At 44.1% G+C, this 23,423-nt stretch carries 25 protein-coding genes and 1 pseudogene; 10 read left to right on the top strand and 16 right to left on the bottom strand.

From position 1 onward, the window contains the following. Positions 1-174: 174 nt before the first annotated feature. The 10 genes from WFH18_RS12445 to WFH18_RS12400 form a co-directional block, all read right to left on the bottom strand. Positions 175-594 carry a F0F1 ATP synthase subunit epsilon gene (locus WFH18_RS12445; protein ID WP_064096955.1) on the bottom strand — a complete coding sequence of 140 codons (420 nt, stop codon included), beginning with the start codon at positions 592-594 and terminating at the stop codon, positions 175-177. 26 nt (positions 595-620) lie between these two features. Then, positions 621-2,015: a F0F1 ATP synthase subunit beta gene (gene atpD, locus WFH18_RS12440; RefSeq protein ID WP_004280997.1), complete on the bottom strand. Its 1,395-nt coding sequence runs from the start codon at positions 2,013-2,015 to the stop codon at positions 621-623. Positions 2,016-2,041: 26 nt separating this feature from the next. Next, complete coding sequence (gene atpG, locus WFH18_RS12435; RefSeq protein ID WP_004280996.1) at positions 2,042-2,911, bottom strand: F0F1 ATP synthase subunit gamma; 870 nt, start codon at positions 2,909-2,911, stop codon at positions 2,042-2,044. An 88-nt stretch (positions 2,912-2,999) separates the two neighbouring features. After that, a complete protein-coding gene (atpA, locus tag WFH18_RS12430; RefSeq protein ID WP_004644861.1) occupies positions 3,000-4,544 on the bottom strand; it encodes a F0F1 ATP synthase subunit alpha in 1,545 nt (514 codons plus the stop codon). A 45-nt stretch (positions 4,545-4,589) separates the two neighbouring features. Then, complete coding sequence (locus WFH18_RS12425; protein ID WP_164542974.1) at positions 4,590-5,126, bottom strand: F0F1 ATP synthase subunit delta; 537 nt, start codon at positions 5,124-5,126, stop codon at positions 4,590-4,592. 12 nt (positions 5,127-5,138) lie between these two features. Continuing rightward, a complete protein-coding gene (locus WFH18_RS12420) occupies positions 5,139-5,609 on the bottom strand; it encodes a F0F1 ATP synthase subunit B (protein WP_004280990.1) in 471 nt (156 codons plus the stop codon). Positions 5,610-5,648: 39 nt separating this feature from the next. Further along, on the bottom strand, positions 5,649-5,894 hold the full coding sequence (atpE, locus tag WFH18_RS12415; RefSeq protein WP_000424060.1) for a F0F1 ATP synthase subunit C: 246 nt from the start codon (positions 5,892-5,894) through the stop codon (positions 5,649-5,651). A gap of 85 nt (positions 5,895-5,979) precedes the next feature. Further along, positions 5,980-6,855: a F0F1 ATP synthase subunit A gene (atpB, locus tag WFH18_RS12410; protein WP_004644859.1), complete on the bottom strand. Its 876-nt coding sequence runs from the start codon at positions 6,853-6,855 to the stop codon at positions 5,980-5,982. 110 nt (positions 6,856-6,965) lie between these two features. After that, on the bottom strand, positions 6,966-7,358 hold the full coding sequence (locus WFH18_RS12405) for an ATP synthase subunit I (protein ID WP_004280982.1): 393 nt from the start codon (positions 7,356-7,358) through the stop codon (positions 6,966-6,968). 174 nt (positions 7,359-7,532) lie between these two features. Then, a complete protein-coding gene (locus WFH18_RS12400; RefSeq protein WP_004280981.1) occupies positions 7,533-8,369 on the bottom strand; it encodes a metal ABC transporter solute-binding protein, Zn/Mn family in 837 nt (278 codons plus the stop codon). Positions 8,370-8,515: 146 nt separating this feature from the next. On the opposite strand from WFH18_RS12400, the gene WFH18_RS12395 reads away from it, so the two are divergent. Genes WFH18_RS12395 through znuB form a run of 3 tightly spaced genes read left to right on the top strand, consistent with a single transcriptional unit; the run spans position 8,516 to position 10,581 of the window. Further along, positions 8,516-9,013, top strand: coding sequence for a transcriptional repressor (locus WFH18_RS12395; protein WP_004280980.1), 498 nt, complete (start codon positions 8,516-8,518; stop codon positions 9,011-9,013). After that, the gene (znuC, locus tag WFH18_RS12390) at positions 8,995-9,777 is read left to right on the top strand and encodes a zinc ABC transporter ATP-binding protein ZnuC (protein ID WP_039902384.1); all 783 of its coding nucleotides are present in this window, start codon (positions 8,995-8,997) and stop codon (positions 9,775-9,777) included. Before WFH18_RS12395 ends, znuC begins: the two co-directional genes overlap by 19 nt. A 3-nt stretch (positions 9,778-9,780) precedes the next feature. Beyond that, positions 9,781-10,581 (top strand): zinc ABC transporter permease subunit ZnuB, encoded by an 801-nt coding sequence (znuB, locus tag WFH18_RS12385; RefSeq protein WP_004280978.1) that lies wholly within the window; start codon positions 9,781-9,783, stop codon positions 10,579-10,581. Between the two features lie 74 nt (positions 10,582-10,655). Here the strand turns inward: znuB and WFH18_RS12380 are convergent, their stop codons facing one another. Beyond that, the gene (locus WFH18_RS12380; RefSeq protein WP_004280977.1) at positions 10,656-11,276 is read right to left on the bottom strand and encodes a LysE family transporter; all 621 of its coding nucleotides are present in this window, start codon (positions 11,274-11,276) and stop codon (positions 10,656-10,658) included. A gap of 160 nt (positions 11,277-11,436) precedes the next feature. Here WFH18_RS12380 and WFH18_RS12375 point away from each other — a divergent pair, with 160 nt between their 5' ends. After that, entirely contained in the window at positions 11,437-12,357 is a 921-nt protein-coding gene (locus WFH18_RS12375) for a Dyp-type peroxidase (protein ID WP_004280976.1), read from the top strand. Between the two features lie 255 nt (positions 12,358-12,612). Here WFH18_RS12375 and WFH18_RS12370 read toward each other — a convergent pair whose 3' ends face one another. Continuing rightward, positions 12,613-13,545: an IS5 family transposase gene (locus WFH18_RS12370; RefSeq protein ID WP_336754958.1), complete on the bottom strand. Its 933-nt coding sequence runs from the start codon at positions 13,543-13,545 to the stop codon at positions 12,613-12,615. 178 nt (positions 13,546-13,723) lie between these two features. Here WFH18_RS12370 and WFH18_RS12365 point away from each other — a divergent pair, with 178 nt between their 5' ends. After that, positions 13,724-15,088: an MATE family efflux transporter gene (locus WFH18_RS12365; protein ID WP_004280975.1), complete on the top strand. Its 1,365-nt coding sequence runs from the start codon at positions 13,724-13,726 to the stop codon at positions 15,086-15,088. A 115-nt stretch (positions 15,089-15,203) separates the two neighbouring features. Here WFH18_RS12365 and WFH18_RS12360 read toward each other — a convergent pair whose 3' ends face one another. Beyond that, positions 15,204-16,052 (bottom strand): SDR family NAD(P)-dependent oxidoreductase, encoded by an 849-nt coding sequence (locus tag WFH18_RS12360; RefSeq protein WP_004280974.1) that lies wholly within the window; start codon positions 16,050-16,052, stop codon positions 15,204-15,206. 223 nt (positions 16,053-16,275) lie between these two features. On the opposite strand from WFH18_RS12360, the gene WFH18_RS12355 reads away from it, so the two are divergent. The 3 genes from WFH18_RS12355 to phoR all read left to right on the top strand — a co-directional run bounded on the left by WFH18_RS12355 (position 16,276) and on the right by phoR (position 19,297). Next, positions 16,276-16,953: a TetR/AcrR family transcriptional regulator gene (locus WFH18_RS12355; protein ID WP_004280973.1), complete on the top strand. Its 678-nt coding sequence runs from the start codon at positions 16,276-16,278 to the stop codon at positions 16,951-16,953. 249 nt (positions 16,954-17,202) lie between these two features. After that, entirely contained in the window at positions 17,203-17,913 is a 711-nt protein-coding gene (gene phoB, locus WFH18_RS12350; RefSeq protein WP_004280972.1) for a phosphate regulon transcriptional regulator PhoB, read from the top strand. A gap of 25 nt (positions 17,914-17,938) precedes the next feature. Further along, on the top strand, positions 17,939-19,297 hold the full coding sequence (gene phoR / locus WFH18_RS12345) for a phosphate regulon sensor histidine kinase PhoR (protein WP_004644846.1): 1,359 nt from the start codon (positions 17,939-17,941) through the stop codon (positions 19,295-19,297). A gap of 48 nt (positions 19,298-19,345) precedes the next feature. Here phoR and WFH18_RS12340 read toward each other — a convergent pair whose 3' ends face one another. Both WFH18_RS12340 and WFH18_RS12335 read right to left on the bottom strand, forming a co-directional pair. After that, positions 19,346-19,996 carry a glutathione S-transferase family protein gene (locus tag WFH18_RS12340; protein ID WP_005265446.1) on the bottom strand — a complete coding sequence of 217 codons (651 nt, stop codon included), beginning with the start codon at positions 19,994-19,996 and terminating at the stop codon, positions 19,346-19,348. A 160-nt stretch (positions 19,997-20,156) separates the two neighbouring features. Further along, positions 20,157-21,104, bottom strand: coding sequence for a pirin family protein (locus WFH18_RS12335; RefSeq protein ID WP_005265445.1), 948 nt, complete (start codon positions 21,102-21,104; stop codon positions 20,157-20,159). Positions 21,105-21,602: 498 nt separating this feature from the next. Between WFH18_RS12335 and WFH18_RS12330 the strand changes: the two genes are divergently transcribed. Together WFH18_RS12330 and WFH18_RS12325 are read left to right on the top strand one after the other, a co-directional pair. After that, the gene (locus tag WFH18_RS12330) at positions 21,603-22,925 is read left to right on the top strand and encodes a GGDEF domain-containing protein (RefSeq protein WP_005265444.1); all 1,323 of its coding nucleotides are present in this window, start codon (positions 21,603-21,605) and stop codon (positions 22,923-22,925) included. A gap of 190 nt (positions 22,926-23,115) precedes the next feature. After that, positions 23,116-23,280 (top strand): hypothetical protein, encoded by a 165-nt coding sequence (locus WFH18_RS12325; protein ID WP_228277099.1) that lies wholly within the window; start codon positions 23,116-23,118, stop codon positions 23,278-23,280. Here the strand turns inward: WFH18_RS12325 and WFH18_RS12320 are convergent. Then, positions 23,273-23,423: pseudogene (locus WFH18_RS12320) on the bottom strand (IS1 family transposase); the annotation flags it as partial. The gene WFH18_RS12325 and the pseudogene WFH18_RS12320 sit on opposite strands and share 8 nt — an antisense overlap.

Here is a 23,423-nt window from a genome sequence, read left to right as displayed (position 1 = left end):
AGCGTTTAATTGGTTTTGGGAAAAAAGAAGAGTTTAAGGAAATTTTGGCAATTTTAAGAAGGCAGAATCCTGATAGGATAAGGGTTCTGTGAAATTTGTCGTGTACAGAGATTAATTATATATATCATAAAAAAACCACCCTTTCGGGTGGTTTTTTCAATCTCAAACCGTCTCTTATTGAGCGCGGTTTTTGATTTTGCGGATCGTTTCCAGCTGAGCAGCAGTTTCTGCAAGAGCAGCCAAAGCAGCAGCAGCGTCCAAATCGCCCTTTTGATTTGCTAGCAATTGTTCAGCGTGTTTACGCGCTTCAATAATTGCAGCTTCATCTAAGTTTTCTGCACGGACTGCAGTATCTGCAAGAACCGTAACAACATGCGGTTGAACTTCTAGAACACCACCAGATACATAAATTAATTCTTCTGTACCGTTTTCCAAAATAACGCGGATCGCGCCAGGTTGGAGCAAAGTTACCAGCGGAGCGTGACCAGGCATAATACCTAACTCACCGCCAGCACCTTTAGCAATTAGCATAGTTACAGTGCCTGAGTACAAAGACTCTTGAACACTTACAACGTCACATTGCATAGTCGCCATGAGAATCTCCTAAATTAGGGAACTAATTAAAGTTTCTCAGCTTTAGCAATCACTTCGTCAATACCACCAACCATGTAGAACGCTTGTTCTGGGATGTGATCGTATTCACCAGCTAGAAGACCTTTAAAGCCACGAATCGTTTCTTTAAGAGATACTAATTTACCAGGAGCACCAGTAAAGACTTCAGCTACGTGGAACGGTTGAGAGAAGAAACGCTGGATTTTACGCGCACGGTAAACAACCAGTTTATCTTCTTCAGCAAGCTCGTCCATACCAAGAATCGCGATGATGTCTTTAAGCTCTTTATAACGTTGCAATACGTTCTGTACAGAACGTGCAATTTCATAATGCTCTTGACCAACAACTAACGGATCTAATTGGCGTGAAGTTGAGTCTAGTGGATCGATCGCTGGGTAAATACCAGAAGATGCGATGTCACGGCTCAATACAACAGTTGCGTCTAAGTGAGCAAACGTTGTAGCAGGCGATGGATCTGTCAAGTCATCGGCAGGTACGTATACCGCTTGGATTGACGTAATAGAACCAGACTTAGTCGATGTAATACGTTCTTGAAGAACACCCATCTCTTCTGCAAGTGTAGGCTGGTAACCTACTGCAGATGGCATACGACCTAGAAGTGCTGATACTTCAGTACCCGCTAGTGTATAACGATAGATGTTATCTACGAACAATAGTACGTCACGGCCTTTACCGTTTTCGTCTTTCTCGTCACGGAAATATTCAGCCATGGTCAAACCAGTCAACGCTACGCGTAAACGGTTACCCGGTGGCTCGTTCATCTGACCGTAGACCATTGCTACTTTGTCTAGAACGTTAGAATCTTTCATTTCGTGATAGAAGTCATTACCTTCACGAGTACGCTCACCAACACCAGCAAACACAGATAAACCTGAGTGAGCTTTCGCGATGTTGTTGATCAATTCCATCATGTTTACAGTTTTACCAACACCGGCACCACCGAACAGACCAACTTTACCACCTTTCGCAAACGGGCATAGCAAGTCGATGACTTTAATACCAGTTTCTAGAAGGTCAGTAGAAGCTGCTTGTTCTGCATAAGAAGGTGCAGAGCGGTGAATTGGTAAACGCGCTTCAGTCGCAACAGGACCAGCTTCGTCGATCGGGCGACCAAGAACGTCCATGATACGGCCTAGAGTCGCTGTACCTACAGGTACAGAAATCGGCGCGCCAGTGTTAACTACGTTCAAACCACGCTTAAGGCCTTCAGTAGAACCCATTGCAATAGTACGAACTACGCCATCACCAAGCTGTTGCTGAACTTCTAAAGTAGTTTCAGTACCATCTACTTGGAGAGCGTCATAGATCTTAGGAACGCTGTTGCGTTCAAACTCGACGTCGATAACCGCGCCGATGATCTGAATGATACGACCGCTATTCATTGCTGTCTCCTCAATTCAAAATAATGTTAAACGGCAGCGGCACCACCAACGATCTCAGAAATTTCCTGAGTAATCGCGGCTTGACGCAGCTTGTTATAAATAAGTTGCAGGCTCTTAATGATCTCGCCTGCGTTGTCTGTCGCTGCTTTCATAGCGACCATACGTGCAGACTGCTCACATGCGATGTTTTCAATCACACCTTGATACACCACAGACTCGATATAGCGAACCAATAAGCCATTTAAAAGCTCTTCAGCTTCAGGCTCGTAGATATAATCCCAACCGTATTGACGGTTAAGAGTCTTGTCTTCTTCAGCAGCAGCCAAAGGAACAAGTTGTTCGATCTTTTGATTTTGAGTCATGGCATTGACAAAGCCGTTTGACACTAGATAAATACGATCTAACTCGCCTTTATCATAAGCATCCAACATCACCTGTACAGAACCAGATAACTGCTCAAGACTTGGAGTATCACCGACTTGCGTCGTCGCCCCAAGCACTTTACCGCCGTAGTTTTTAAAAAACGAAACCGCTTTTTGACCAATTAAAGCAAATTGAACTTCAATTGACTGCTCTTGTTGCTGTTGAACGTGTTTAACCACTTTCTTGAACAAGTTAATGTTCAAACCACCAGCAAGGCCACGATCTGAAGACACAATGATATAGCCAACGCGCTTAACCGGGCGTTCAACCATATAACGGTGTTTGTATTCAGGGTTCGCTTGGACCAAATGAGCAATTACACGGTGCATATTTTCGGCATACGGACGGCCTTGAGCCATGCGCTCTTGCGCACGACGCATCTTAGAAGCTGCTACCATTTGCATCGCTCGAGTAATCTTTTGCGTGCTCTTGATACTAGCTACTTTGGCGCGAATTTCTTTTAAATTTGCCATACGCTTAACCTAGTATTCGAAAGCCCTTGCGAGCTTCCGAAGGTTGATTCCGTGAACCAAACCAACACTAATCTAGCAAGTTGCTAAATTAGTAAGTTTGAGTCGCTTTAAAGCTTTCAATACCTGCTTTGATTGCAGCTTCGATGTCTTTGTTGTAATCACCAGAGGCATCGATTTGTTGCATTAACGCAGCATGTTCTGAACGGAAGTAAGAAATCAACGCAGCATCAAAGTCTACGATTTTCTTAACGTCTACGTCAGCCATGTAGCCTTCGTTAGATGCATAAATTGAAACAGCCTGGTCAGCAATTGAGTAAGGAGCATATTGTTTTTGCTTCATTAACTCAGTTACACGTTGACCATGTTCAAGTTGCTTACGAGTTGCTTCGTCAAGATCAGAAGCGAACTGAGCAAATGCTGCCAATTCACGGTATTGCGCCAAAGCAGTACGGATACCACCAGACAATTTCTTGATGATCTTAGTTTGCGCTGAACCACCAACACGAGATACAGAGATACCCGCGTTCACAGCAGGACGAATACCTGCGTTGAATAATGATGTTTCAAGGAAGATCTGACCATCAGTAATCGAAATTACGTTGGTTGGTACGAATGCAGATACGTCACCCGCTTGAGTTTCAATAATCGGCAATGCAGTTAATGAACCAGTTTGGCCTTTAACTTCACCGTTAGTGAATTTCTCAACGTAGTCAGCAGATACACGAGAAGCACGTTCAAGTAGACGCGAGTGTAGATAGAACACGTCACCTGGATACGCTTCACGACCTGGTGGACGGCGTAAAAGCAATGAAATTTGACGGTAAGCAACAGCTTGCTTAGACAAGTCATCATAAATGATTAACGCATCTTCACCGCGGTCACGGAAGTATTCGCCCATTGTACAGCCAGAGTACGGAGCTAGATACAGCATTGCTGCTGGATCAGCTGCAGCTGCAGCTACAACAGTTGTATACGCCATAGCGCCAGTTTCTTCTAGCTTGCGTACCACGTTAGCGATAGTCGATTGTTTTTGACCGATTGCTACGTATACACATTTAATGCCAGAGTTTTTCTGAGCGATGATCGCGTCGATCGCCATTGCTGTTTTACCAGTTTGACGGTCACCAATGATCAACTCACGTTGACCACGGCCTACAGGGATCATTGTATCTACTGATTTATAACCAGTTTGTACAGGTTGATCCACTGATTGACGCCAAATTACGCCTGGTGCTACTTTTTCAACAGCATCAGTTAATTTTGCATCAATAGGGCCTTTACCATCAATCGGGTTACCCAAAGCATCTACTACACGGCCTAAAAGTTCTGGACCAACCGGAACTTCTAATACACGACCTGTGCAACGCGCTTTTTGACCTTCTTGAAGGCTTAAGTAGTTACCTAAAACAACGACGCCCACTGAATCCTGTTCTAGGTTCAGTGCCATACCGTAAAGGCCGCCGTCGAATTCGATCATTTCACCGTACATAGCGTCAGCTAAGCCGTGAATACGCACAATACCGTCGGAAACCATAACAATGGTTCCTTCGTTCTTAGCGGTTGCGCTGGTGTCCAGATCGCCGATACGCTGTTTAATGAGCGCACTGATCTCGGATGGATTCAGTTGTTGCATTGCGCTATACCTCAATCTTTTTAAAGTTCAGTCTTCTAAATGCAATTAAGCAAGAAGACGAGTACGCATTTTTTCAAGCTTGTTAAGCGCAGAATCATCTATCACTTGGTCGCCTGCACGAATAACTACACCAGCAATCAGCGCTGGGTTAACTTCTACAGAAACATTTACGGCAGCTTCGAATTTCTTCTCTAATGCATGCGCAAGTAATTGTTCTTGTACTGAAGTTAATGGGAATGCAGATTCAATCACTACATCCACAGTATTGTTATTCTGTGATTTAAGCTGCTCATATTCTGCTGCAATCTCAGGAAGAAGAACCAAACGGTTATTCTCTGCAAGCAATGTCAGGAAGTTAGACACTGCTGCAGTTTGGTCTTCACCTAAAACTTTCGCAAAAAGAGCCACCTGCTCAGCAGGTGTAAGCTCAGGGCGATTTAGATAAGCTGAAAATGCTTCGTCTTGCACCACAGCACTGAGCAATTCAAGTGCTGTTGACCAAGAGTCAGTTGCACTTTGCTCAGAAGCGTAAGCAAATGCTGCTTTAGCGTATGGGCGTGCCAACGTCAAGAGTTCAGCCATAATCCGCCTCTCTTAAAGTTTAGCAGCCAGCTGAGTCAGCATGGCATTGTGAGCTTCTGCATCAACTTGCTGGCTAAGAATTTTCTCAGCACCAGTTACTGCAAGAGCAGCCACTTGTTGACGCAATTCTTCGCGAGCAGCATTGATTTCAGTATCAACAGCTTCTTTAGCCTGTTGACGAATACGCTCACCTTCAGCCGCAGCTTGGGTACGCGCTTCTTCGATCAATTGTGCACCACGACGGTTCGCTTGTTCGATCAATTGAGCCGCTTGTGCTTTTGCCGCGTCTAACTCAGCTTTCACTTGTGCTTGCGCATCTGCAAGGTCAGCCTTCGCTTTTTCAGCAGCATTTAAGCCATCAGCGATTTTACGCTGACGTTCACTAATCGCATTGATTAGTGGTGGCCATACAAACTTCATGCAGAATGCGACAAAAATCGCAAACGCAATCGCTTGGCCAAACAATGTGAGGTTGATATTCATTGCAAATTCCTCAAATAGTGAATTTCGGAATTAAGCTGATTAACCTACAAATGGATTAGCGAAGATGAAGAACAAGCCAATACCAACACCGATCATAGGCACAGCATCAAGAAGACCCGCGATTAAGAACATACGAGTTTGAAGTTGTGGAGCCAATTCTGGTTGACGAGCTACAGCTTCAAGGAAACGGCCGCCTAGAAGACCAAAACCAATCGCAGTACCTAAAGCACCGAAAGCGATCAAGATAGCAGATGCAATTGCAACTAGACCTAAAGTGAGTTCCATGATAATTCCTCAGAGGTTAGGTTTTATACCAAATTAAGTTAAAAAATTGTGTGCCCAACCATCCGTTGACAGTTAGGCAATACCATTAATGCTTTTCGCTTGCCATACTCATGTACACGATAGTCAACATCATGAAAATGAATGCTTGTAGCGTAATAATCAAAATGTGGAAAATCGCCCAAGGCACAGACAACGCCCACTGGATCCAGAACGGTAATAACGCGATAAGAATGAAGATTAACTCACCCGCATACATGTTACCGAACAGTCGTAGAGCCAATGAAACTGGTCGCGCCAAGAAAGTAGTCAATTCCAACAATAAGTTGAATGGAATTAAAAGCACTTTAGCAACTGGATTACTTGGGTTAAATGGGTTCAGTGCTAACTCACCAACGAAGCCGCCAACACCTTTCTCACGAATACTATAGAAAATAATTAAGAAGAATACAGAAATAGACATACCGAGGGTAATGTTTGGATCTGTAGTCGGAACAATTTTAAAGTAAACCTGATGAGGGTCTACACCCAGCATAGAAGCAATCGCGTGTTGAGCTACATAAGGAATAAAGTCAACAGGGATCAAATCCATCAAGTTCATGAGGAAAATCCACACGAAAATGGTTAATGCTAAGGGTGCAATTAATCGAGACTTCCCGTGGAAGGTATCACGTACACTTGAATCTACAAACTCGATAATCATTTCAATTGCAGACTGGAACTTGGTAGGAACACCAGCATTAGCCGCTTTCGCAACCAACCAGAACAACAAACAGAAAATCAGACCCAGTCCGATAGACCAACCCATTGAATCCAAGTGAATAGCAGTGAACCCCATCTGTTGAGCTTCAGCACCGCTTTCGGCCAATTTCCACGTACCGTCCGGCATTTTGCCATAGGTCATGTTGGTCAAGTGATGCTTGATATACTCGGTCGAAGTAAGGGCATGTTCTTCAGCAGCCATAAATCACACCTGGTCAATGTCAAAAAACTAATAGAACAAACGAATATCGCGTGCTGCTTGATATCTCGCCTGCTCCTGAAAAACTTTTCAATTTCTTGTTGTGCTTATACTCATTTTTGTAGACGTGACGCCCAAAACGGAGCGACCCACGACATGGCTTGAACAAGTATAAAACCACAAAACAACGCCACCGCTGACAACGGTTTAACATTGCTTAAAATTAAAATGAAACCAACAATCACAATGGCAAACTTTCCCATCAAGCCTTTATACATGTTCGAAAGAACTTGTTTAGACGCGCGGGCTCCTGCTGCTCGAAACGATTGCCACGAAAAATAACAAGTCGCGAGCCAACATACCAGTGCACCTAATGCTGCACTCAAGGCTGCGGTTGAGTCTTTCACGACCCAGCCGATCAAGGCTGAAACAGGGATCATACAGGCTTGCAGGAGGACCAAAGCTTTCGCTAATCGTCGGTCAATCAAGCGACTAGTTCGGCTCATTATTTATTCACTCACAGCAATCATGCTTGACAAGTTTAACAGGTGATTATTTTTAATCGCAGGCATTATAGAGTTACACCCCTGAACATGCAATCTTTTCCCGACCTTAGTCGTGTTTTTTTAAATCGGGTCACTGCTGTTAAACTAATCAAAATCTGTCTATTTTTTAAATCATTAGCGTGCATTTAGTACACATTTCTGGGTTTCGGCGGCCAATTGCTGCCAAGCCTGCACAAAGTCCCCTGCCCCGCTCATGCTTTCATCGACATGCTGGAACAGTACCGGATTGAGTTTGCGGTACTGGTTTTCACTGGCATGACCTTCGGCCAGCAGACACATTTTGCGCTGTGGACGATGATCCTGTAAAAACTTGATTTGGGCTACGGTTGGCGAAACATGCGGATCATCGGTCAGCGCACCCATAAATTTTAAATTTAACGGGCGTTCCAGATACTGGTAGGCATCGTGATAAGACCAATAAGGTTTGGCTTTGTTGCTTGAACTATAACGCTGGGCCGTCGCAAACATGTTTTGTGCAAAGTCACGGGCATTTTTCCAGTAGCGTTCACGATGCTCCGGCAATTGCTGCGAACGTAGCGCCGCAATAAAGAAACCAATCCGCACTGCATTATTCGGATCGAGCCAGACATGCGTGTCTACCGTATTTTTTAAGGCCTCGCCACGCGGATTACGCATCGGCAAGGTGGTCAATATCCCCGAGTCTAACAGTGCAATGCCTTTATTACTTTCATTCAGCACTTTGGCCAAGGGTGCTTCATGCGCCTGACCCAGCCAGATCACCAGACCTGCATTCTGAATAGTTTTTCGATGCGCCGGAGTCAGACTCACATCATGTCCACTTTGGTTGGCCAGCAATAAAGTCGGCTGTTCCACACCTTGGGTAATTTTCTTGGCAATCAGATAGATCGGCTGCGTAGACACCACCAGACTTTGTGACCAACTGAGTGTACTGAACAATGCCAGCAGACTGATTGCAAGGAGACGGAACATGAGTAGAAATCACTTAAAAACGATAAAATCAGGAAGTGTTATAATATAACAAAAATACAAAAATACCTATGCCCAATCGAAACTCAGAACGCTTCATGTTAAGATTTGAAATCTATTAATTTTCAGTTTCGCACTTGAGGTGAACTATGGGTTCCTGTTCGCACGAACACCACAACGCATTGCACGGCGTGCACGACCATCCAAATGTCGCACAACGTCTTGCTGAAGCGGAAAGTCTTTGTGCAGCAAGCGGCGCACGCCTTACACCTTTACGTAAAGAAGTGCTGGAACTCATTCTGAATGCGCATGGTCCGATGGGCGCCTATGATCTGCTGGCACAAATGAAAAATGCCAGCGATCGTCCTGCAGCACCACCAACGGTGTATCGCACTCTGGATTTTTTATTAAGCAAAGGGCTGATTCATCGCCTGACCTCGATCAATGCCTATATTCCCTGTTGCCATCCACGTGAAGGGCATCAGGCCGCTTTTTTAATCTGTACCGAATGTAAAGCCGTCAAAGAAGCGTCGGCTCAGGGCCTGCTCGATCAACTCGATGCACTGGCCAGCTCTGACGACTTCACGGCACATCACAGCATTATCGAAATTTCAGGAATTTGTCAGCAGTGCCGCAACAAAGCTTAAGTGCCTCTCCCCTGATTCAGCTCTCCAGGATCTGGGTCAAAATCGATGAGCGCGACATCTTAAAAGCCATTGATTTCTCGTTACAAGAGAAAGAAATTGTCACACTGATTGGTCCCAATGGTGCTGGTAAATCGACCTTGATTAAAGTCATGCTGGGCATACTGAAACCACAATCGGGTGAAATCAAAACTGCGCGCAAACTCAAATTTTCCTATGTGCCGCAAAAATTCAATCCCTCACATAGCTTACCGCTACGGGTAAAAGATTTATTAGCACTAGAAAAGTGCCCGTCCCAGATTAAAACCGAAATTATCCGGGATACCGGTATTAGTAAACTGCAAGATTCTAAAGTTCAGCAGTTGTCTGGTGGCGAACGTCAGCGGGTGCTACTGGCCCGTGCCTTATTACGTCAGCCGGACATTTTAGTTCTCGATGAACCGATGCAGGGTCTAGACATCCAGTCCGAAGCTGAACTGTATGAATATGTGCGTAACTTACCGGAAAAATATGGGTGTGCCGTACTGATGGTTTCACATGACCTGCAATGGGTGATGCAAGGTACGACTCGTGTGGTCTGCTTGAACAAGCATATCTGCTGTAGTGGGCTGCCGGAAAGCGTGCAGCAACATCCCGAATATCAGGCGATTTTTGGTACTAACCGGGTATTCTATCAGCATCATCATGATCATTGCGCACACGGCGATTCTGCCACCCCCTGTCAGCATGATTCACGCCCTCATATTCACCCCGAGCCGGAAGCTTAAACCATGATGGATTGGTTACAACTCCTTTTACCTGCATGGATCATGGGAACGCTATTGGTATTTCTGACTGCACCGCTGGGCTGTCTCATGCTCTGGCGGCGTATGTCATTTTTTGCTGACACTATGGCACACGGTACTTTACTCGGTGTTGCCATTGCTGGGGCTTTAAGTTTACCGCTGTGGATGGGTGTAACTTTTATTGCCTTATTATTGGTAGGGATTTTGTGGGTACTGCATGATCCGCGCCTGCCGAATGATGCCTTGCTGGCGCTGTGTTCAGCAACACTGCTTTGCTCAGGTCTATTGTTCATTCAGCATTTACCGAGTTTAAGACCGGAACTTCTCAGCTATCTATTTGGTGATCTACTGACGATTTCCTGGACGGACTTACCCACCTTTGCTATCGTGATTATTCTGGCCTTAGCCGTTCTCTATAAAAGCTGGCAAGCGCAGATTCAAATCGCAATTGATCCGGACATGGCGGTCAGTGAAGGTGTAAATGCCAAATGGCAACGCCTGATCTTTATGTTGTTATTGGCATTGTTTACCGTGCTTGCGCTGAAAGCAGTCGGTTCACTCTTGATGGGGGCATTACTGGTGATCCCTGCCCTGACCGCACGACTCCTTGCACACTCACCCAAACAAATGGTGATCTGGGCATTCGTGATTGCGCAAATTGGGGTGACCGTGGGCCTATGGTCGAGTGCCGGTCTCAATACTTCGACTGGTTTAACCATTGTACTGACCATGGCGGTGCTATTTGCACTGATCTTCTGTGTGCAGAAGTTTAAAAAGCTGAATTAATCTTTCTGTTAAATCATTATGATTTTCTAATGATCTATTCCGCCTCTCTCCTTTAAGGAGAGAGCAAAGACTCTTTATTGATGCACCAAACTCAATAAAAATGCAGCGCCGGCAAATAACCCGGCAAAAGTCCGGTTCATGACTTTTTGTTGTTTCGGCGATCTAAGCAGCCTTAAAACTTTAGCAGCCAATCCGGTATAACCCGCCATCACAATCAGATCAATCGTCACCATTGTCGCAGCCATAATCAAATACTGAATCCATTGTGGCTTAGACAAATCCAGAAATTGCGGCAAGACGGCCAGTAAAAATACGATGGCTTTAGGATTAGTGATATTAACCAAGAAACCATGCAGTACCAGTTTCCCTCTCGATTTTCGCGCCAATTCATGTTTAATTTCGATAGATTGTACAGGTGCTTTCCATTGCAAAATAGCCAAATACAATAAATAGCCGACACCAAACCATTTCACCACTAAAAATGCCCATGGGGTTGTCGCAAACAAAACTCCCACGCCTGCCGCAACCACTGCAATCTGTACCAATAATGCCAGTTGCAGGCCCAGCGCATTCCAGTAACCATGCCGAAAACCATAATTCAGTCCACTCGACATGGAAGCAATCGCTCCTGCGCCCGGAGACACACTAATCACCCAGCAGGCCAGCATATAGGCAAACCACATTTGATAGGACATGGATATTTAACTCAGCAAAACTTGCCCAATATTATATGAATTTTCTAATAAAATCAGGCTAAAAACCTGCTTAAATATAAGGCATTGCACTATTCACTCTGTCTAGCTTCAGGCACAATATGTACATTAAAAACAGGATCTATCCTTACAGGAGCCATGAATGACAGCCCAATCGGTAATCTTGCCACTTCCTTCAGATCATGCCCGTTTTATTGTTTTACGTCTTAAAGATTTGAGTATTGAACAATTAAAAGAACAACTCGAACATCTTTTTACTTCGCGTGATCGTCTTATTACGCAACATCCTCAAGCACAAATTAAAACGGCAGTGGCTTTTGGTCCTGAACTGTGGGCAAAACTTTATGATCAAGCTCCTGCAGGCTTTAAACAGCTTGAGCCCATTCATGGTTCATTTGAAATGCCAGTGGTTCCGGCAGATATGATCATTCATATTGCCAGTGCCCGTGCTGATATCTGTTTTGCGCTCAGTCAGGCTTTTTTTGAAGGCATTCAGGATCAGGTTCAGGTGCTGGATGAGCGGGTTTGCTTCCGCTATTTTGATGGTCGTGACATAACTGGCTTTATTGATGGAACTGAAAATCCGCAATTCCCGGATGATCGTGCTGAAGTCGCATTATTAGGTGAAGATTCAGGTATTTTCCAAGATGGTTCATTTATTTTTGCCCAACGTTACGCGCATAACCTGGAAAAATGGAAAAAGCTAAAAGTTGATACTCAGGAACAGGTTATGGGTCGTACCAAGCTTGAATCGATTGAGCTGGATGATGAAGTCAAACCTGAAAATGCGCACGTGTCACGTACTGTAGTGGAAGATGAAGAAGGCGAAGAAATGGAAATCCTACGTCATTCTCTGCCTTATGGTGATGGACGTAGTGACCAGGGTCTATTCTTTATTGCCTACACCAAAGACCTTACGATTATCGATGCTATGTTAGAACGTATGTTTGGTACCTCTGGCGATGGAATTCATGATCGTCTGCTTCATTTCGTAACACCTCTAGATGGTGCCTATTACTTTGCACCGAGTGAGGAGTTGCTGGAAGAGGTTTTGGAAGGGTAAAAGAAAAAAGGATTGCTACATTAATAATGTAGCAATCAAATAAACTATTTTTTAAGTGATTTTTGAGAGTTTATACTTTCACACCCTAATGTAGATGACAAACATTTCAATTCAGAATTTAATATTAATTTATACTTCTCTAATTTACCACTAGACTCTCTAACATCTGCTTCATATAAATATTTTTTTTCTTTTAGAATATAGGCTTTGTTGCACAAAGATTTGAAATGCAAAGCGCCCCTAATTGAGCCAAATTTAAGGCGTAACTTGGGTAAGTGGTCGACCTAATTCCGTAAATCTGTTAAGGACTGCTACACGTGCATGGATCTCATTCACTTGGCTATCAAAACTCCTTGCACTGAGTTTATCTCCTAATAATTTGATGCAATGCATCTTAGTTTCAACCAAACTTCGCCGATGATAGCCTGACCATTTTTTCCATAGCGTCCTGCCTAAACGTTTAATTGTTCGAAGTAATTCATTTCGTTCTAGCGAGCTAATCTTTGTATCTTTCCATGGTTTCGCATTTTTTCTAGGTGGAATCACCGCATGCGCTTGCCGATCTGCAATGACCTGACGGCATTGCTTGGTGTCATAAGCTCCATCGGTATAAACAGAGTCAATCTGCTCATCTTGTGGAATCTGATCAAGTAAATCACCAAGCACCTGTGAATCACTGACATTATTGGTTGTAAGCTGAACTGCTCGTATTTGTAGGGTTTTAGCATCTATATCAATATGAAGTTTACGCCATTGGCGACGATATTCAGGTCCATGTTTCTTGCGTTTCCATTCGCCCTCACCTAGAAACTTCATGCCTGTAGAGTCCATGAGTAGATGCAGCCCATCGCTACTTTTTTGGTAGCTGATTACAATATCAATATGCTTTTGTCTTCTACAAAGCGTGGTGTAATCTGGAGCTATCCAATTTAATCCGCAAAGTTTAATCAGACTTTGCACAAAGCCAGTAACCATACGTAAAGACAGACGGAATAAGGATTTAATCATTAAGCAGCATTGGATGGCTGCGTCGGAGTAGGTTTGATTTCGCCCTTGTTTGCCTTTTGATGGCGCATACCATTGCGTAGCAGGATCAAACCAAATGGCAATATTTCCGCGACTCATGAGTGCTCGGTTATATGCGGGCCAATTGGTTGTGCGGTAGATTTTGTGTGTAGGCTTCTTCATTTGAAAATTATATCGCTGAAAAAGCCTTTACAGATAGGTTTGTGCAACAAAGCCCCTTTTAACTAAAACTCTCATAAAATAAATGCCTTAGTTACTTAAAAGCTAAGGCTTTTTTTTATATTCTGCCGAATAATAGCTACATCAATAAATAGATGATAATTCAATCACAGGATGTCGCATGGCACAGCACTCACTGATTCATCAACAGAATTTATGGAAAGCCTTTCTGGTTTTTCTATTGCCATTAATTGCGACCAATATCCTGCAAAGTCTCTCCGGCACGATCAATACGGTTTTTGTGGGACAAATGCTCGGAGTGAATGCGATTGCTGCTGTTGCCGTTTTTTTCCCGATCCTGTTTTGTCTGATGGCCTTTGTGATTGGTTTGTCTGCCGGTTCTACCGTACTGATTGGACAGGCTTGGGGTGGAAAAAATATAGAAAAAGTGCGCTGTGTGGTCGGTTCAACTTTATTTATGACCTTGATTGGCGGCAGCTTGATTGCGCTTTTCGGGGTAATTTTTGCTGAGAATATTCTTTTGGCCCTTGGCACAGATCCTGATGTAATGCATTTGTCCTTGCCCTATGTACAATGGATGCTGGCGGGTAGTCCCTTAATTTTTATCTATATTATTTATACTTCCATCTTGCGTGGCGTTGGGGATAGTACCACGCCCCTGTTTGCTTCCGCACTTACCATTGGGGTCGGTTTGGTGGTGACACCGGTCCTGATTGCCGGTTATTTTGGCTTTCCTAAAATGGGCATTATCTCACCGGCGATTGCCACCATTCTGGGAAATCTGGCGGTTCTGTTGTTTTTAATCCTGTATTTGAACTATAGGCAACATCCGCTCAAGCTGGACTGGGCCTTATTAAAAAATATTCGTCATCAACCACAGTTGAGCAGAATGATCTTGAAACTGGGGGTTCCTACTGGTGTGCAAATGGTCACGACTTCAGTTGCCGGACTGGTAATTGTCGGACTGGTCAACCGCTATGGCGCAGAAGCAACAGCGGCCTATGGTGCAGTCAATCAGGTCTTAAATTATATTCAATTTCCGGCTTTGTCGATTGCAATTGCCGCATCTGTATTTGGTGCGCAAGCGATTGGCGCAGGTAAATCGGATCTGCTCAATAAAGTGACCCGGACTGCGCTGAGTATGAATATCCTGTTTACCGGCGGTCTGGTGATTCTGGCCTACCTGTTCTCCAAATATCTGATGGCGCTGTTTATTACCGATCCTAAGGTTGTAGTACTGGGACAACAACTGCTATTTATTGTGCTGTGGTCAATTTTGTTCTTTGGCGCCAGTGCTATTTTTGCTTCGATCATGCGTTCAAGTGGTACGGTGACCGTGCCAATGCTGATCAACATTTTTGCCATTCTCTGTATTGAAGTTCCCGCCGCTTATCTGTTTAGTCAATGGTGGGGCCTAGAAGGTATCTGGTATGCCTATGCGTTGGCTTTTGTCAGCCTGTGTATTTTGCAGGGACTGTATTATCAGTTTATCTGGAAGAAAAAAACGGTTGAAGCGTTAATTTAGATAAAAAGTTTATACCTCAAAAGCACAATACCTTAGATACTGGCTTGCTAAAGAGTCAGACTATGATTGTCGCCATAAAAGAAAACCCGCTTTCGCGGGTCTGTTTTACAATTTTTTAAGCAGATTTTTTCTTCTTTTTACCAAATTGGGTCGCCAGTGCAGTGACATGCTGATAACCGGTCGGCAAGATCCGCTGAATCAGGTCAATTGCTTTGGCATCATTACCGATCAGCAGACGGCGCTTGTCTTTTTGTACCGCCTCCAGAATTTGACGAGCGGCTTCTGCAGGTGGACAACGCAATAATTTATTAAAATTACGAGCTGATTTTTCCGGATTCATACCTAAAGTCAGCAGGCTGTTATTCATTTTTGCAGCATTGGCAATATTGGTACGGATACCCCCCGGATGTACACACAGTGCACTCACCCCACAATTTTCCAGATCCAGTTCCTGACGTAGGGATTCAGTAAAACCACGCACTGCAAACTTGGTCGCATTATAAGCAGACTGGGTCGGTTGAGCAGTCAGACCAAACAGGCTGGAAATATTGATGATATGGCCATCGCCAGTTTTCTTGATCAGTGGCAGAAATTCTTTGGTGCCATACACCACGCCCCAGAAATTGATTCCGACAATCCATTCCAGTTCTTCATAAGACGCCCCTTCAACAGTTGAACCTAGTGCGACGCCAGCATTATTAAATATCATATTGACACTGCCATGATCCTGTTCAACCTGTGCCGCCCAGTTACGCACCTGTTCCAGTTCAGCCACGTTCACTTTCTGGATAGTCACACGAACATCACTCTCTTTGAGCAATTCAAGCGTTTGCGCCAGACCTTGTTCATTGATATCACTCAGCGCCAAGTGACAACCCTGCTTGGCCAATAATACCGCCAGTTGCTGGCCAATACCTGAACCGGCACCGGTAATTGCAGCAACTTTATTGTTAAAATTTTTCATTCAATTTCCTTATGTAAAGAACTGCCATTCCATGACAGCAGGATCTTGTTCTGTTGTTTCAGGAGCTAGCACAGATCCTCAATATAGTTTTGACAATATAGATTGTCAATAATTATCCTATGTCCTTAGAGGCCAAATTTCAGGGGAGCATTTCTATATAGGTCTAAGCGAGATTTATTGCTAAGATATTCAAAATCTTCATGCAGATGAGCACACAGGCCTTATGACCGATTCGATCGACTCAGTAGCAAAATCACGACCCTCCAAAACCAAGGAGCGTCAGTTTAAAGGCCTGTCGATGGCTGAACGACAGCAGGCACGTCGTGAAAAACTGATCGAAGCCGGAATTGAAGCCTATGGCAGTTATGGTTTTTTTTCAGTTACCGTCAAAGATATCTGTAATGAAGCCAAACTAACCGAACGTTATTTTTATGAATCCTTCAAGAAAAGCGAAGATCTGTTTCAGACCATTTTCTTAAAACTGATTGATGAACTGCAGCAGAATGTGATGCAGGCCATGATGCAGGCATCGAGTGATCCGAAAAAAATGATCGAAGCCGGTTTGAGTGCGCTGCTCACTACCCTGCGTGACAATCCGCGCATGGCACGGATCATTTATATCGATGCCATGCTGGTGCAGGAACTGCATAATCAGGCCACCATTCATGAAACCATGTCACGTTTCGACCGCATGATTCATGCCTTTGTCATGTTGATGATGCCGCAGTTAAATCGCAGCGAGCAGGAAATTTCATTGGTGTCGACCGGTTTAAATGGCTATGTCACCCAAATTGCCATTCGTTGGGTGATGAGTGGTTTTAAGCATTCGCTTGAGGAAGTTTTATCGTCTTGTAGTGTGGTTTTTTTGGCGCTGCTCGAGTCATTTTCCGAGAAAAAATAGCTGTTAAATCCTGTGTTTAATAGGATTTCCTGCATTTACCAGTGAGTTGAAGATTTATGCTGTACTACGGAAATGAGTAAAATTAATTTATGATTTTTTAACAAGTTTCTGCATTATATTTGTCACAAATCTTTGCGAATATCAGCAGTTTTTCCCTTTCTGCAATGATACTGTCATAATTAGTCTTTGTAATAAGCCTGTCATAAATATAAAACGGTTCACCGTTTACATGAAATAGGGTATTGCGTTGTGAAAGATGACTACATATTAATCGTCGATGACGAGCTCCCGATTCGGGAAATGATCCATACCTCTCTGGATATGGCCGGTTTTCAGTGCTTGCAGGCAGAAGATGCCAAGCAGGCGCATCAGATGATTGTGGATCAGCGTCCGGCACTGATTTTGCTGGACTGGATGATGCCAGGTGGCGTCAGCGGTGTGGACCTGTGTCGTCGTCTGAAACGTGATGAAAGCCTGTCAGAAATTCCGGTGATTATGCTCACAGCGCGCGGTGAAGAAGACCACAAGGTACAAGGTCTGGATGCCGGTGCCGATGACTACATGACCAAGCCATTCTCGACCCGGGAACTGGTCTCGCGGATTAAGGCGGTACTGCGCCGCGCCAATGCCCTGAGCGGTGAAAAAACTATTGATGCCAACGGCTTGATTCTGGATCCGGTCAGCCAGCGGGTGAATTTTGGTAACAACATTCTGGAAATGGGTCCGACTGAATATCGTTTACTGGCATTCTTCATGACCCATCCGGAACGTGCCTATACCCGTGCGCAATTGCTGGATCAGGTTTGGGGCGGTAACGTCTATATTGAAGACCGGACTATCGATGTGCATATCCGCCGTTTGCGTAAAGTGCTGGAACCTTATGGTGTAGACCGTTTTGTACAGACCGTTCGCGGAACAGGGTATCGTTTCTCGACGCGTTCAGATGTCGCTTTAGGTTAATATCTTTTAAGGTAAATCTTGTTTTATGTATGAACCCTACCCTGTCCCCGAACTGGCACGCGAACACAAAAGAATCCGTTACAGCAGTTTATGGGATTTTGCCAAGCAGGATTTACGCCTACTGGCTTTTTTCCTGATTATCGCCAGCTTTATCGGTTTTGGGATTGGGTATTTCTGGGTTTGTATCGTAATTGCTTTCGTGGCGTTCTTTGCGACCCAAATGCGTTCCTTATATCTGGTCAATGAATGGATTTCCAATCGCCCTTATGATGTTCCACCAAATATTGGCGGGATTTGGGGTGCGCTACTTTTCAATGTTTACCGCGCCCAACGTCAGGAACGGATTGTTCAGGCGGAAATGGTCGAACTGATTGATCGTGCACAGTCTTCACTGGTGGCCTTACAAGAAGCTGTGGTACTACTTGATGAAAACCAGCAGATTGAATGGTGGAATCCGGCAGCCGAACGTCTGCTCGGAATCTCCAGTGATGACCGTCGCCGTAATATCCTGACCTTGTTACGCCAACCAAGCTTTATCGAATACTATCACCATATTGATGAATCCCCGGACGGCCTGAAAATGCGTTCTTCGCTGTTTGAAGACCATTATGTGCAGGTCAAAATGACCCGTTTTGGCGGAGAAAGTCGGGTACTGGTCGCTTATGATGTGACCCGGATGCACAATCTGGAACAGATGCGAAAGGATTTTGTCGACAATATTTCACATGAACTGCGCACTCCTTTGACCGTACTCAGCGGTTATATTGAAACCTTTACCGATCAGGAAGATATTAATCCACGCTGGAAACGCGCTTTTGATCAGATGCAGTCGCAAACCCGACGCATGAATGCTCTGGTCAACGACCTGCTGCTGCTGTCACGTCTGGAAAATGATAAGAATATTGCCAAAAACCAGATCATTGAAATGCCGAGTCTGATGAACCAGCTATTCGATGATGCCCAGGCCTATAATATTGATTATGGTCATACCCTGAATCTGGACATTGACAGTCATTGCGATCTGATCGGTTCAGATATGGAACTGGCCAGCGCCTTTAGCAACCTGATTACCAATGCCATCAAGTATACGCCTAAAGGCGGCACCATCACCATCGGCTGGCATGATGACGGTGAATCGGCCTATTTTGTGGTGCAAGATAACGGCATCGGTATTGATCCCAAGCATCTGCCACGTCTGACCGAGCGTTTTTACCGCATCGATTCAGACCGCAGCCGTCGTACTGGCGGTACCGGTTTGGGATTGGCAATTGTTAAACATGTACTCATGCAGCATCAGGCACATCTGGAAATTGAGTCCAAGGAAAACCAAGGTTCCACGTTTAAGGTAGTTTTCCCCAAAGAACGTCTCAGCTTTCCGGACTAATCTCACAAAATCAAAAAAGGTACCATCGGCACCTTTTCTTTTAAGCGTTTAAGAGCTGATCTGTTTTTCTTTGGACAGTGCACGCGCATAGGCAGCACGTTGCGACACCCGTTTAAGATAGGCTTGAATCGCTGGATAGCTTTGACCCGTCCGGCTCTGCATGGCCTCCAAAGGAAAACTCATCTGAATATCCGCAAAACTGAAATGCCCGGCAAAATAATCATGCTCACTCAAATAGCTTTCCAGAAACTGGATATGATCTTTTAAACGGCTCTGTACAAATTGCTTTTTCACCCCATCACAGATTTTCTTGGCCACAGGTCGAATCAGCAAAGGCGTATGTTTAGGCACTGTGGTCATTACCAGTTGCATCACCAGCAGCGGCATTAACGAGCCTTCCGCATAATGCATCCAGTAACGGTACTGGGCCTTGTCGGCAATATCTTCTGGGCGAAACTGCTGCTTTTCATCATAAGTTTCCTGCAAATATTCCAGGATCGCCGCAGATTCTGCCAGTACCTGACCCTGATCGACCAGAATCGGGGCTTTGCCCAACGGATGGATCTGTTTTAAGGCCGGTGGCGCAGAAAGGTTGGGCTGACGTTTATAGTATTTAACCTCGTAATCCAGTCCTAATTCTTCCATGGCCCACAGGATACGAAATGATCGTGATTGTTCGAGATGATGTAAAACACGCATATTAGACTCATGATTTTATTGTTTTTGCCCACTGAGCATAGCAAAAAGCAGCAGACTCTAGCTCATTTTTTGATGACTGTAATGATATGTATCCTATGTTGCAGATTCATTATTTGAGTTCAACTCAGACAGCGTTCCATATTCCCATCATTTTTAGCATTTATCGGGAAGCCCGCATCTGGTCTGGAAATGCAGGCGCTTCTAAACGTGGTCCATCATAGGCAGGAATGGAACCAAAACGTTCATGACCTTCAATCCATTGTTCCCGCGCAATTTTAAGTTCCTCTGTCGTACGCCCGACCAAATTCCACCACAGTAAAATCGGGCTTTCAAATGGTTCCCCACCAATCAATAACACCCGACTCCCGGCATGAATTTCAGCATTGACCTGCTGTAAGCCCGGCTCAAGGATCAACATATTATCCTCTGTCAGTTCATGCCCATTGATGCTGGCCGTCCCTTCAAGCACCATAAAACCATATTCAAATTTCGGATTCAGCGGCAAGCGCATACTGCTACTTTCAGCTGCATACACATCCACGCCTAGCAATTCACTATGTACTTTAACTGGTGATCTCGTTTTTAAATATTCTCCGACCAGCACGGTAAATTCAATGCCTTGCTCATTTATGACCGGCAATTCAGGATAATGTTCAAAACCCGGTGCCATATTGATCTTGTCATCCGGCAAGGCAATCCATAACTGCGCTGCATGCATATGCGTTTCACTTTCAGGAGAGACTTCGGTATGTGAAATGCCATAACCCGAGGTCATCAGATTGACCTGCTTGGGACGAATCAACTGCTGATTTCCCAGACTGTCATTGTGCATCATGCTGCCTTCGATCATCCATGTAAAGGTCTGCAGACCAATGTGCGGATGTGGTCCGATATCCAGACCATCTCCTTGCGGGAAAATGGCCGGACCCGCATGATCCAGAAAACACCAGGCACCAATCATGCGCTTATGTCTGCTTGGCAAGGCACGTTTAATCACGGTGCCCTGTCCGATTTCCGCGCGACGTAAAGGAAACTCCTGAATAAACTGATTCACATACTTTTCACAATCATCGGAATTCGACAGTTCAATATCACTATTATTCGACATGGCTGAGCTTACCTCGGCATTTTCATTCTACTTTTGAGTGGGTGAGACATGCATTTGACCGATTCAAGATGCCTCTCTGTTCAGGACAATGTACAGGGTCTATGGGCAAAATCTATCCCTGGAAATATTTAGATACGTATAAAACGCCTCACTAGTCTCATTAATTTAAATCCTGAAAGGCAGATGGGATTTGTATCCAAAGCCCCCAAAATTAAGTTTTAGCAAGGCAATCATGATTTAGGCACATGGCGTTATGAGTTTAAATAAACTGAAGGTCAGGAATATCATTTATGTTTCACGTGAAACGAATCCATAACAACCAAATATCCCAATGAATAAGATGATTATTCATGTATTTCAATCGCTTTCAATTTTACAAAACACAAATTTTGTTACGTTTTAGCTTTAAAAACTTCCCGGATACCCAATTTTTGGGAGGTTATTTTTTACTCAACCACGGCATAATAGGCACCTATAAAAATAACACTGGACCAGGACATGTCTGCTCAGAATGAGAATATATATTCAACGGCGAATGTATCTTTTCAAAATTCGACGACCGATAAATCACTGAAATTATCTGAATGTGATCTGCAGAACCGTCAGCTGATTGAACAGGCGCTAACAGATCCTCATGCCCGTATTCCTGCCCCGTTTCAGCAGTATTTTCATGATTATGTCTATACGCATAGTCATCATAACTTGCGTCAAATTAACTATCTGGCGCAAATTGCCTTTTTACTGTATTTCTTTGCCGATATTCTGATTATTCCAGACATGTTTTTTATTTCTGGTCTGATGCGCGTCGTTCTGGTTCTGGGCGCCATGTTTTGCTGTTATTACCTGTTTAAAAAACATAAAAACATTCAGATTCTGGACAGAATCTTGCCGATAGGTACCACTGTGGCTGCAGCGGCCTGGATTGGCTTACTCGCGCTTTCAACCAGTCCCCATGTTGCTACCTATATTTATGCCTCTGCGATCTTTATTCTCATCGCCAATCTCTGTGTGCAGACCCAGTTTAAAGTCGCAGTCTATTGCTCCATCTTGATTGCCCTGTTTATCATGCTTGGGGTGACCCAGTTCATGAGTGCTTCTCAAGCCTTTATTTTTAGCGTGGTCTTTAGTCCACTGTGGTTTTTTAGTATTTATATTAACTGGAATAATATTCTGAATGTGCGGCGTTCTTTTTTGCGCTCCCTGCTTGATGAATGGAACTATCAAACCTTAAAGAATCTGGCCCATACCGATGATTTGACCCAACTCTACAACCGTCGCCATTTTGTCGATATGGCTGAACGCTCTATTCATCAATGGCCTAAACATGCCAGTAGCTGCCTGTTGATGTTTGATGTGGATCATTTTAAAAATATTAATGATAGCTATGGGCATGATGTTGGTGATCGGGTGCTACAACTGATTGCTGAGGTGACCCGTAAAGAAATGCGGCATAGCGATGTACTGGCACGTTTTGGCGGGGAAGAGTTTATCGCTCTCCTGGAAGATACTCAGCTACAAGACAGCCTGGTGATTGCAGAACGAATTCGTTGTGCAATTCAAAAGCAGTATATTTATGTTGAATCCAATCATGCCATCCGGTTCACCATTTCGATCGGTGTTGCAGAACTAGAATCCCATACCCAGACTCTGGAAGATCTGATCAAACAAGCCGATATCGCCTTATATCAAGCCAAGAAGTCTGGCCGAAACCGGATTGAAGTCTATCATCCGGATATGCTGAATAAGCCCAAGCCAGCAACAGAAAATCCCTGGAATGTATTTAAGCCAGACACTCAACCAGCCCAGTCAACGGCGAATTAAAGCTGAATCATTAGTCTGTTCTATAAGCTAGGATCATTCTTAGAATGCGTTAATCGGGGATTTCATTTTATAAAATAAATTTGATTCTTCCACTTTTAAAATATCCAACAAAAGAATAGAATATTTTTTATACAACTATATATAAATTTCATCTTATTCATTTTTATATATTTTAATTTGGGAAGGCTGCATGCCGCATGATAACGAAAAAGAATCACGTACCCTGATTCAGGAGGCTCTTCAAGATCCGCTTGTTCGTATTCCTGCACCTCTAAAACCGGCCTACTATGCTCATCAGAAAAAACTCACTTTAAAATACTGGTGGTGTTTTAAAAAGTATGCTGACATTAAATGAAGCCATTATTGATGTAAAAGAAGGTTAAGTCGAAGGCTTTAAAATGGTTTTCAAGCTTTTTGGAGAAATTACAACTTCTTCTAAAACCACGCCTTATTCGATGCCTTATTTTGCAATTATTACCTTCAATTCCTACAGTAAAA

This window comes from Acinetobacter sp. USHLN143 (genome assembly GCF_037145695.1).
GTDB classification, from domain to species: domain Bacteria; phylum Pseudomonadota; class Gammaproteobacteria; order Pseudomonadales; family Moraxellaceae; genus Acinetobacter; species Acinetobacter fasciculus.
The sequence above is the reverse complement of the archived record's forward strand: the minus strand, read 5'-3'. Positions and strand labels throughout refer to the sequence as shown.

What these genes read in the sequence shown, in the direction of transcription:
- WFH18_RS12445 (WP_064096955.1), bottom strand. Translation starts at nt 594, where the DNA reads ATGGCGACTATGCAATGTGACGTTGTAAGTGTTCAAGAGTCTTTGTAC.
- atpD (WP_004280997.1), bottom strand. Translation starts at nt 2,015, where the DNA reads ATGAATAGCGGTCGTATCATTCAGATCATCGGCGCGGTTATCGACGTC.
- atpG (WP_004280996.1), bottom strand. Translation starts at nt 2,911, where the DNA reads ATGGCAAATTTAAAAGAAATTCGCGCCAAAGTAGCTAGTATCAAGAGC.
- atpA (WP_004644861.1), bottom strand. Translation starts at nt 4,544, where the DNA reads ATGCAACAACTGAATCCATCCGAGATCAGTGCGCTCATTAAACAGCGT.
- WFH18_RS12425 (WP_164542974.1), bottom strand. Translation starts at nt 5,126, where the DNA reads ATGGCTGAACTCTTGACGTTGGCACGCCCATACGCTAAAGCAGCATTT.
- WFH18_RS12420 (WP_004280990.1), bottom strand. Translation starts at nt 5,609, where the DNA reads ATGAATATCAACCTCACATTGTTTGGCCAAGCGATTGCGTTTGCGATT.
- atpE (WP_000424060.1), bottom strand. Translation starts at nt 5,894, where the DNA reads ATGGAACTCACTTTAGGTCTAGTTGCAATTGCATCTGCTATCTTGATC.
- atpB (WP_004644859.1), bottom strand. Translation starts at nt 6,855, where the DNA reads ATGGCTGCTGAAGAACATGCCCTTACTTCGACCGAGTATATCAAGCAT.
- WFH18_RS12405 (WP_004280982.1), bottom strand. Translation starts at nt 7,358, where the DNA reads ATGAGCCGAACTAGTCGCTTGATTGACCGACGATTAGCGAAAGCTTTG.
- WFH18_RS12400 (WP_004280981.1), bottom strand. Translation starts at nt 8,369, where the DNA reads ATGTTCCGTCTCCTTGCAATCAGTCTGCTGGCATTGTTCAGTACACTC.
- WFH18_RS12395 (WP_004280980.1), top strand. Translation starts at nt 8,516, where the DNA reads ATGGGTTCCTGTTCGCACGAACACCACAACGCATTGCACGGCGTGCAC.
- znuB (WP_004280978.1), top strand. Translation starts at nt 9,781, where the DNA reads ATGATGGATTGGTTACAACTCCTTTTACCTGCATGGATCATGGGAACG.
- WFH18_RS12380 (WP_004280977.1), bottom strand. Translation starts at nt 11,276, where the DNA reads ATGTCCTATCAAATGTGGTTTGCCTATATGCTGGCCTGCTGGGTGATT.
- WFH18_RS12375 (WP_004280976.1), top strand. Translation starts at nt 11,437, where the DNA reads ATGACAGCCCAATCGGTAATCTTGCCACTTCCTTCAGATCATGCCCGT.
- WFH18_RS12370 (WP_336754958.1), bottom strand. Translation starts at nt 13,545, where the DNA reads ATGAAGAAGCCTACACACAAAATCTACCGCACAACCAATTGGCCCGCA.
- WFH18_RS12365 (WP_004280975.1), top strand. Translation starts at nt 13,724, where the DNA reads ATGGCACAGCACTCACTGATTCATCAACAGAATTTATGGAAAGCCTTT.
- WFH18_RS12360 (WP_004280974.1), bottom strand. Translation starts at nt 16,052, where the DNA reads ATGAAAAATTTTAACAATAAAGTTGCTGCAATTACCGGTGCCGGTTCA.
- WFH18_RS12355 (WP_004280973.1), top strand. Translation starts at nt 16,276, where the DNA reads ATGACCGATTCGATCGACTCAGTAGCAAAATCACGACCCTCCAAAACC.
- phoR (WP_004644846.1), top strand. Translation starts at nt 17,939, where the DNA reads ATGTATGAACCCTACCCTGTCCCCGAACTGGCACGCGAACACAAAAGA.
- WFH18_RS12340 (WP_005265446.1), bottom strand. Translation starts at nt 19,996, where the DNA reads ATGCGTGTTTTACATCATCTCGAACAATCACGATCATTTCGTATCCTG.
- WFH18_RS12335 (WP_005265445.1), bottom strand. Translation starts at nt 21,104, where the DNA reads ATGTCGAATAATAGTGATATTGAACTGTCGAATTCCGATGATTGTGAA.
- WFH18_RS12330 (WP_005265444.1), top strand. Translation starts at nt 21,603, where the DNA reads ATGTCTGCTCAGAATGAGAATATATATTCAACGGCGAATGTATCTTTT.
- WFH18_RS12325 (WP_228277099.1), top strand. Translation starts at nt 23,116, where the DNA reads ATGCCGCATGATAACGAAAAAGAATCACGTACCCTGATTCAGGAGGCT.